Here is an 8583-nt window from a genome sequence, read left to right on the forward strand (position 1 = left end):
GCGCGCTCAGCGCGCCGCCCACACAAGTCCGCGGCGCAGGATGGTGCGCATCTGCGGCACCTCGAATTCCTTGGCCGCGTGGCCGAGCGACGAATAGAACACCCGCCCTTTGCCGTGCCGGCGCCTCCAAACCACGGGCATGACAACGCCGGCGATCCACGGCGCGTGCTCGCCCGAGAAGGTGGTGGTCGCCAGCACGTCGTTCGATGGATCGACATGCATGTAATATTGCTCGGAGCGGTATTGGAAATCGTCGATGCCTGCCACGATCGGGTCGTCGCGCCGCACGATATTCACACGATAGTCGATGATGTTGCCGGGATGGGCAACCCACTGGCCGCCGCACATGAACTGGTAGTCCGTCGATTCGCGAAACGCGTCGCCCATGCCGCCGTGATAGCCGCCGAGGCCGACGCCGTTTTCGACCGCTTTGGTGAGGTTCGCCTCTTCGGCCTTGGCGAGCTTGGACATGGTGTAGATCGGCACGATCAGGCTGAGGTCGGCGATCGCCGGGTCGGCGAACACCGCGGTCGTATTTTCCAAGCGCACGGCAAAGCCTTCCTCCTCAAGCATCGCTTTGAGGAGGCGCGCCCCGGCTTCGGGTTCATGCCCTTCCCAGCCGCCCCATACGATCAGTGCCTGCCGCATCTTCCGCTCCTTATGCATTTGGCCGCGCGGCCGGATATAGGGCAGCGAGGCGCCGGGCTGACCATCGCCGAGTCGAGCTTGAAGGGAAAGTGACGCGAACGAAAACGGCCCGCGCGACGCCCGATCGCCCGACGCTCGTCCTGGTTCAGCGGAAGCTCTGCGCCAGTTACCGAGCTGATCCCTGCGATCCTGCCGCGGGGAGATCAGACCGTGTCGAAGTCGAGGAGCTGCGTGGCCACGGCACGTTCCTCGTCGGCCGGAATGACAAGAACATCGACGCTGGACTCTCGCGCGCTGACCAGCGCTTCGCCGCTGCGATTTAAACCATGGTCGACCACGACACCAAGCCAGGCAGCAGCCTCGCAGATCTCTTGCCGGATCTGCCATGCATTTTCGCCGATGCCGGCGGTGAACACGAGCGTGTCGAGGCCTCCAAGCGCGGCCGCGAGCGATCCGATCTCACGTCCGGCGCGATAGACGAAGAGCGCGACGGCACGCGCCGCCGCCGGGTCTTTCGACCCAAGCAGCGCCTGCATGTCTCCGGAAATGCCGGATACGCCCAGCAGGCCGGACTGCTCGTAGAGCAATTCGGTCACTCGGTCGGCCGACAGCTTGCGCTCCTGCAGAAGGTGCAGGATCACGCCAGGATCGATGGCGCCGCAACGGGTGCTCATGACGAGGCCGTCAAGCGTCGAGAAACCCATGGTCGTGGCGAGGCTTACTCCTGCCTTCATCGCACACAGGCTCGCGCCGCTGCCGAGATGGGCGGCAATCGTTCGGCCACCGGCAGCGTCGCCGTAGCGCTCGCGGAGCTTCGCTGCGATGTGCCTGTAGGAGAGCCCGTGGAAGCCGTAGGAGACGATGCCCTGTTCCGACATCTCTCGCGGCAAGCCATAGAGCCTGGCAAGCTCCGGCCGCGCCGTGTGAAAGGCCGTATCGAAGCAGCCGACCTGCTTGGCTTCGGGCAAAAGCCGACCGGCCAGTTGGACGATCTCCAGGTTGATCGCCTGATGGATCGGTGCGAGCGGCTCAAGCCTATGCAGCGCGTCGAGCGTGCGCTCGTCGAGCAAGGTCGCTTGGGTAAGTTCTTGCCCGCCATGGACGATGCGGTGCCCGACCGTGCCGATCCGGCGCAAAAGAGCGTGATCCTCGAGATAGGAAACTATGGCCTCGAACGCCTTTGCTATCCCGATCGGTTCGTCCCCCAGGCTCCTGTCGATTTCGCGTGACAATTCTGAGGGCGCGACATGCAATCGTGGATGATGTCCGATCGACGACACGCTGCCGCGCACCAGCAGGTGAAGCTCGTCTTGCTGCTGAAACACGGCGAACTTCAGGCTTGAGGAGCCGCCGTTGAGGACGAGAATGGCATCGGTCATGGTCGGCCGGTCCCGGCCAATCGTGCGCTCGTCCATTTGGCCTGGCGCTTCGGCATCGACTACTGCTCCCATTTCCAGCCGAGGACCTCGGGCATGTCCTGCCCATGCTCGCGGATATAGGCCCGGTGCTCGATCAGCTTGCCTTCCATCGCCTGCTTCAGCCGGATATGCGCGCCGGCCGGGTCGGGAATGCGGTCGAGCACGCCCAAGACGAGATGATAGCGGTCGAGGCCATTGAGGACGGTCATGTCGAAGGGCGTCGTCGTCGTCCCTTCCTCATTGTAGCCGCGCACGTGGATGTTGTCGTGGTTGGTCCGCCGGTAAGTCAGGCGATGGATGGTCCATGGATAGCCGTGATACGCGAAGATGACTGGCTTATCGGCCGTGAAAAACGCGTCGAATTCACGATCCGACAGGCCGTGCGGGTGGTGTTCCTTGGGCTGCAAAGTCATCAGGTCGACTATGTTGACCACCCGCACCTTGAGGCCGGGAACGTGGCGTTTCAGAATTTGGACCGCGGCCAGCGTCTCGAGCGTCGGCACGTCGCCGGCGCAGGCCATCACCACATCCGGCTCTGCCCCGCCGTCGGTCGACGCCCACTCCCATATGCCGATACCGGCCTTGCAGTGGACTTTCGCCTCGGTGATCGACAGCCACTGCCACGAATTGGCTTTGCCGGCGACGATCACGTTGATGCGGTTCCATGTCCGAAGCACATGATCCGTCACGCAAAGCAGGCTGTTGGCATCCGCCGGCAGATAGACGCGCACGATGTCCGCCTTCTTGTTCAAGGCGACATCGATGAAGCCCGGATCCTGATGGCTGAAGCCATTGTGCTCCTGCTGCCAGACATGGCTCGACAACAAATAGTTCAAGGACGCAATCGGCCGCCGCCACGGCAGCTTGCCGCAGGCATCCAGCCATTTCGCATGCTGGTTAAACATGGAATCGACAATGTGCGTGAAGGCCTCGTAGCAGGAGAACAGGCCGTGCCGGCCGGTAAGCAGATAGCCTTCCAGCCAGCCCTGACAGGTATGCTCGGACAGGATTTCCAGAACCCTGCCTTCGCGGCCGAGATGCACATCTTCGGGCAGAATCTTTTCCATCCAGGCGCGCTCGGTCACCTCGAAGACGTCCTGCAGCCGGTTCGAAGCCGTCTCGTCGGGACCGACAATGCGGAAGTTTTTGGCGCTTTGGTTCAATGCCATGACGTCGCGCAGGAAACCGCCCATCACACGGGTCGACTCTGCTTTCACGCCGCCGGGCTGCTGGACAGATACGGCATGCTCTTGCAGGCTTGGCAGTTGGAGGGAGCGGCGCAGCAGGCCGCCATTGGCATGCGGATTGGCGCTCATGCGTCTGCCGCCTTGCGGGGCAGTGGCGCGGATCATGGCCACTGGCGCGCCCTCGGCATCGAAAAGCTCTTCGGGCCGATAACTTCTCAGCCACTCCTCGAGCATCTTCAGATGCGCAGGGTTTTCGGCGAGACCGGAGAGCGGAACCTGATGCGCGCGCCAGAATCCTTCGGTCTTCAGCCCGTCGACCTCCTTGGGGCCTGTCCAGCCCTTCGGGCTTCTAAGGATGATCATCGGCCATTTCGGCCGGCCGTCGGCAGTCTCTCCGCCGCTGCGCGCCGCCTGCTGAATTGCCTGGATGCGGTCCAGCGCATCGTCGAGTACGACGGCCATCCGCTCATGCATCAGGGGCGGATCGTCACCCTCGACGAACAGCGGTTCGTAGCCATAGCCGACGAATAGCGCCCGCAATTCTTCGTCAGAGATGCGGGCGAGAATGGTGGGACTGGCGATCTTATAGCCGTTGAGATGGAGGATCGGCAGCACCGCGCCGTCCTGCGCCGGGTTGAGGAACTTGTTACAGTGCCAGGATGTGGCGAGCGGGCCGGTTTCCGCCTCGCCGTCGCCGACGACGCAGGCGACGATAAGATCCGGGTTGTCGAAGGCCGCGCCAAAGGCATGCGAAAGCGCGTAGCCGAGCTCGCCGCCTTCATGGATCGACCCGGGCACATCGGGAGCGGCATGGCTCGGGATGCCTCCCGGAAAGGAAAACTGCCGGAAGAGCGTCCTCATTCCGGCCTCTTCGAGGGAAATATCCGGATTGATCTCGCTATAGGTGCCTTCGAGATAGCTGTTTGCAACCATGGCCGGTCCGCCATGGCCGGGGCCGCAGATGTAAATGACGTTGACATCGCGAAGTCTGATCGCGCGGTTGAGATGCGCGTATATGAAGCTGAGGCCCGGCGAGGTTCCCCAATGCCCAAGCAGCCTGGGCTTGACGTGCGCCAGCCGAAGCGGCTCGCGAAGCAGCGGATTGTCGAGCAGATAGATCTGCCCGACGGTCAGGTAGTTGGCGGCACGCCAGTAGGCATCGATGTCGTGCAGCTCCTGTGCGGACAAGCGATTGGTGCTGGGATGCGTGGTCATTTCCGACTCCTTCGCTGTTCCAAACTCACCCGGCTGAGACACAACGCATGGACGTCGCCGCCGGTTCATGACCGGTCGGCGCCGCGAGCGGGCCCCATTGCGACACGCGGCCCACTGCCAGCACATGAACTGGTAGCGTCGATGCGCGAAACGCGTCCGGCAATGCCGCGTTATAGCCGCCAAGGCCAGCGCCGTTTCGACCGCTTTGGTGAGGTTGGCCTCTTCAGCTTTGCAAGCTTTGCACCATCAGGCCGACTTCGGCACCGCCGGCTCCACGAAGGCCCCGGTGGTGCTTTCCACGCGCACGGCGAAGCTCTCCTCCTCGAGCATCGTTCCGACGACGCACGCCCGGGCGACCATCGCAGCAAAAAGTCGAGTCGAGCTTGAGGGCAATGTAGGGCCGAAACGCAAACGGCCTGCGTTGGCGGGCCGTGGATTGGTGTGGGGGACAGGATTTGGCTTGTCTGCCGGCGCGGCGTCGGTTCGCTGCTTGCGGGCCTGATGACCGCTCACATCAGCCGGCCAGTATGGCCAGATACAAAAACGCCCGCACGAGGCGGGCGTTTTTGGATTGGTTGCGGGGACAGGATTTGAACCTGTGACCTTCAGGTTATGAGCCTGACGAGCTACCGGGCTGCTCCACCCCGCGTCACCATAGAGGTAAGTTTGCGCTTACCGTATTCAAGGGACCGCCCAATGAAAGGGCCGCTTGCGCGGCCCGGGATCCCGTTTGGCGGGCCTCATGCATGTCGCTCAAAAGTGTTAGCGGTTTGAGGCAACGACATGCATCACAACAATCGCAAGGAGAAGATTTGTCTGCATCCGGATCCGGATGTGAGATGAACGTGCGCTTGGCAGACCTGGCAGCGACCTACTCTCCCGCGTCTTGAGACGAAGTACCATCAGCGCTGGAGCGTTTCACGGCCGAGTTCGGAATGGGATCGGGTGCAGCCGCTCCGCCATAACCACCAGGTCGGCGAAACGCACGTTCAAATCGAGAAGCTGTTCAAGCGCGATCCGAGGATCGTCGCAGCGCGATCCAAAGGATCGTCGTTTTTGTGCCAAGGCGACGTCTGCGTTTTGCCTACGGGCGAAGCCCGCAAGCGCGACTGCGCGTCGCCGGTCGTCCGGCGCCCTCGCGGAGCATAGGCCCGTAAGGGCCGCTCATGCGTGAGCGCTGGCAGACCATCCGACTTTGTCGGATGGATATTAGGAATGAGAACGATCAAGCCGATCGAACTATTAGTACCGGTAAGCTTCAAGCGTTGCCGCTCTTCCACACCCGGCCTATCAACGTGGTCGTCTTCCACGGTTCTCAGGGAATACTCGTTTCAAGGTGGGTTTCCCGCTTAGATGCCTTCAGCGGTTATCCCGTCCGGATATAGCTACCCTGCAATGCGGCTGGCGCCACAACAGGTCCACCAGAGATCCGTCCATCCCGGTCCTCTCGTACTAGGGACAGATCCTTTCAATATTCCTACACCCACGGCAGATAGGGACCGAACTGTCTCACGACGTTCTGAACCCAACTCACGTACCGCTTTAAATGGCGAACAGCCATACCCTTGGGACCTGCTCCAGCCCCAGGATGCGATGAGTCGACATCGAGGTGCCAAACAACCCCGTCGATATGGACTCTTGGGGGTCATCAGCCTGTTATCCCCGGCGTACCTTTTATCCGTTGAGCGATGGCCCTTCCACACGGGACCACCGGATCACTATGACCGACTTTCGTCTCTGCTCGACTTGTCAGTCTCGCAGTCAGGCAGGCTTATGCCATTGCACTCAGCGAACGATTTCCGACCGTTCTGAGCCCACCATCGCGCGCCTCCGTTACTCTTTAGGAGGCGACCGCCCCAGTCAAACTACCCACCATACATTGTCCCGGACCCGGATAACGGGCCGCGGTTAGACATCCATAGTGATAAGGGTGGTATTTCAAGGGTGGCTCCACCTGAGCTGGCGCCCAGGCTTCAAAGCCTACCACCTATCCTACACATGCCACTACGAATGCCAATGTAAAGCTATAGTAAAGGTGCACGGGGTCTTTCCGTCTAACCGCAGGAACCCCGCATCTTCACGGGGAATTCAATTTCACTGAGTCTATGCTGGAGACAGCGGGGAAGTCGTTACGCCATTCGTGCAGGTCGGAACTTACCCGACAAGGAATTTCGCTACCTTAGGACCGTTATAGTTACGGCCGCCGTTTACTGGGGCTTCGATTCAGAGCTTGCACCCCTCCTCTTAACCTTCCAGCACCGGGCAGGCGTCAGACCCTATACGTCGTCTTGCGACTTCGCAGAGCCCTGTGTTTTTGATAAACAGTCGCTACCCCCTGGTCTGTGCCACCCTCCTCTGCTTGCGCAAAAAAGGGTCACGCTTCTTCCGAAGTTACGCGTGCAATTTGCCGAGTTCCTTCAGCATAGTTCTCTCAAGCGCCTTGGTATACTCTACCAGACCACCAGTGTCGGTTTCGGGTACGGTCTATAAGGAGGAGCTATTTCCTGGAACCACTCCGCTGCCCTTTCAATCCGATAAGATTGGACAACTTGTGTGATCCGTCACTACCTCCAGGCTCACGAATATTAACGTGATTCCCATCGACTACGCGTTTCCGCCTCGTCTTAGGGGCCGGCTAACCCTGCTCAGATTAACTTTAAGCAGGAACCCTTGGTCTTTCGGCGGGGGAGTCTCTCACTCCCCTTACGTTACTCATGTCAGCATTCGCACTTCTGATACCTCCACCGCCCCTCACGGGTACGGCTTCACTGGCTTACAGAACGCTCCGCTACCGCTCGTGATTGCTCACGAACCCTAAGCTTCGGTGTATGGCTTTAGCCCCGTTACATTTTCGGCGCAAAGACCCTTATTTAGACCAGTGAGCTGTTACGCTTTCTTTAAATGATGGCTGCTTCTAAGCCAACATCCTGGTTGTTTTGGGATCCTCACATCCTTTCCCACTTAGCCATAACTTGGGGACCTTAGCTGTAGGTCAGGGTTGTTTCCCTTTTCACGACGGACGTTAGCACCCGCCGTGTGTCTGCCGACTAGTACTCCCAGGTATTCGGAGTTTGGTTAGGTTTGGTAATCCGGTGAGGACCCCTAGCCCATCCAGTGCTCTACCCCCTGGGGTATTCGGTCGACGCTCTACCTAAATAGATTTCGCGGAGAACCAGCTATTTCCGAGTTTGATTGGCCTTTCACCCCTAGCCACAAGTCATCCCGAACTATTGCAACAGTTATGGGTTCGGCCCTCCAGTAAGTGTTACCTTACCTTCAGCCTGCTCATGGCTAGATCACTCGGTTTCGGGTCTAATGCGACGAACTGAACGCCCTGTTCAGACTCGCTTTCGCTGCGCCTACACCTATCGGTTTAAGCTTGCTCGTCACACTAAGTCGCTGACCCATTATACAAAAGGTACGTGGTCACCCGCCCATCAAAGCGCTTGCGCTCTTGATGGCAAAATCAAAAGTTCTTCAAATCGTCAAGCGATTTGAAGGACGGGCTCCCACTGTTTGTAGGCAATCGGTTTCAGGTACTCTTTCACTCCCCTTGTCGGGGTGCTTTTCACCTTTCCCTCACGGTACTAGTTCGCTATCGGTCATGCACGAGTACTTAGGCTTGGAAGGTGGTCCTCCCAATTTCAGACAGGATTTCACGTGTCCCGCCTTACTCAAGGACGATTGATCGCATTACGCGTACGGGGCTGTCACCCGCTATGGCCCAACTTTCCAGAAGGTTCCGCTTGTCTCTCAATCGCCGCTGGCCTGGTCCGGGTTCGCTCGCCACTACTTCCGGAGTCTCGGTTGATGTCCTTTCCTACGGGTACTTAGATGTTTCAGTTCCCCGCGTTCGCCACTTTATCCCTATGTATTCAGGATAAGTTACCTATTATCGATACTTGGAAACCACAGCAGCAAAAGCAGCGCGATCCCAAAGAGATCGTCGCCCCACGCTCAATCCTTTTGGGATTGTCGCGTCAGTTGCCCTGCTGCTCTGATTTTCCAAGTACCTTAGGTGGGTTTCCCCATTCGGAGATCTACGGATCAAAGGGTATTCGCACCTCCCCGTAGCTTATCGCAGCGTATCACGTCCTTCATCGCCTGTGCATGCC

At 59.5% G+C, this 8583-nt stretch carries 3 protein-coding genes, 1 tRNA gene and 2 rRNA genes (1 of these 6 only partly in view); all 6 read right to left on the reverse strand.

The window, feature by feature from the left end; all coding sequences use genetic code 11:
* Positions 1-6: 6 nt before the first annotated feature.
* On the reverse strand, positions 7-648 hold the full coding sequence (locus P9254_RS08815; protein ID WP_067319633.1) for a ThuA domain-containing protein: 642 nt from the start codon (positions 646-648) through the stop codon (positions 7-9).
* 203 nt (positions 649-851) lie between these two features.
* The gene (locus P9254_RS08820) at positions 852-2027 is read right to left on the reverse strand and encodes an acetate/propionate family kinase (protein ID WP_067319635.1); all 1176 of its coding nucleotides are present in this window, start codon (positions 2025-2027) and stop codon (positions 852-854) included.
* A 59-nt stretch (positions 2028-2086) separates the two neighbouring features.
* The gene (locus tag P9254_RS08825; protein WP_278053235.1) at positions 2087-4468 is read right to left on the reverse strand and encodes a phosphoketolase family protein; all 2382 of its coding nucleotides are present in this window, start codon (positions 4466-4468) and stop codon (positions 2087-2089) included.
* A gap of 572 nt (positions 4469-5040) precedes the next feature.
* Positions 5041-5117 (reverse strand) — tRNA-Met (locus tag P9254_RS08830).
* 209 nt (positions 5118-5326) lie between these two features.
* Positions 5327-5441: ribosomal RNA gene (gene rrf / locus P9254_RS08835) — 5S ribosomal RNA — on the reverse strand.
* A 248-nt stretch (positions 5442-5689) separates the two neighbouring features.
* Positions 5690-8583, reverse strand: a 23S ribosomal RNA gene (locus P9254_RS08840) (it continues 35 nt past the right edge of the window).

The organism is Mesorhizobium sp. WSM4983 (genome assembly GCF_029625765.1).
Classification (GTDB): domain Bacteria; phylum Pseudomonadota; class Alphaproteobacteria; order Rhizobiales; family Rhizobiaceae; genus Mesorhizobium.

Excerpts from the sequence above, each read along its gene's own strand:
- P9254_RS08825 (WP_278053235.1), bottom strand. The coding sequence starts at position 4,468 with ATGACCACGCATCCCAGCACCAATCGCTTGTCCGCACAGGAGCTGCAC.
- P9254_RS08815 (WP_067319633.1), bottom strand. The coding sequence starts at position 648 with ATGCGGCAGGCACTGATCGTATGGGGCGGCTGGGAAGGGCATGAACCC.
- P9254_RS08820 (WP_067319635.1), bottom strand. The coding sequence starts at position 2,027 with ATGACCGATGCCATTCTCGTCCTCAACGGCGGCTCCTCAAGCCTGAAG.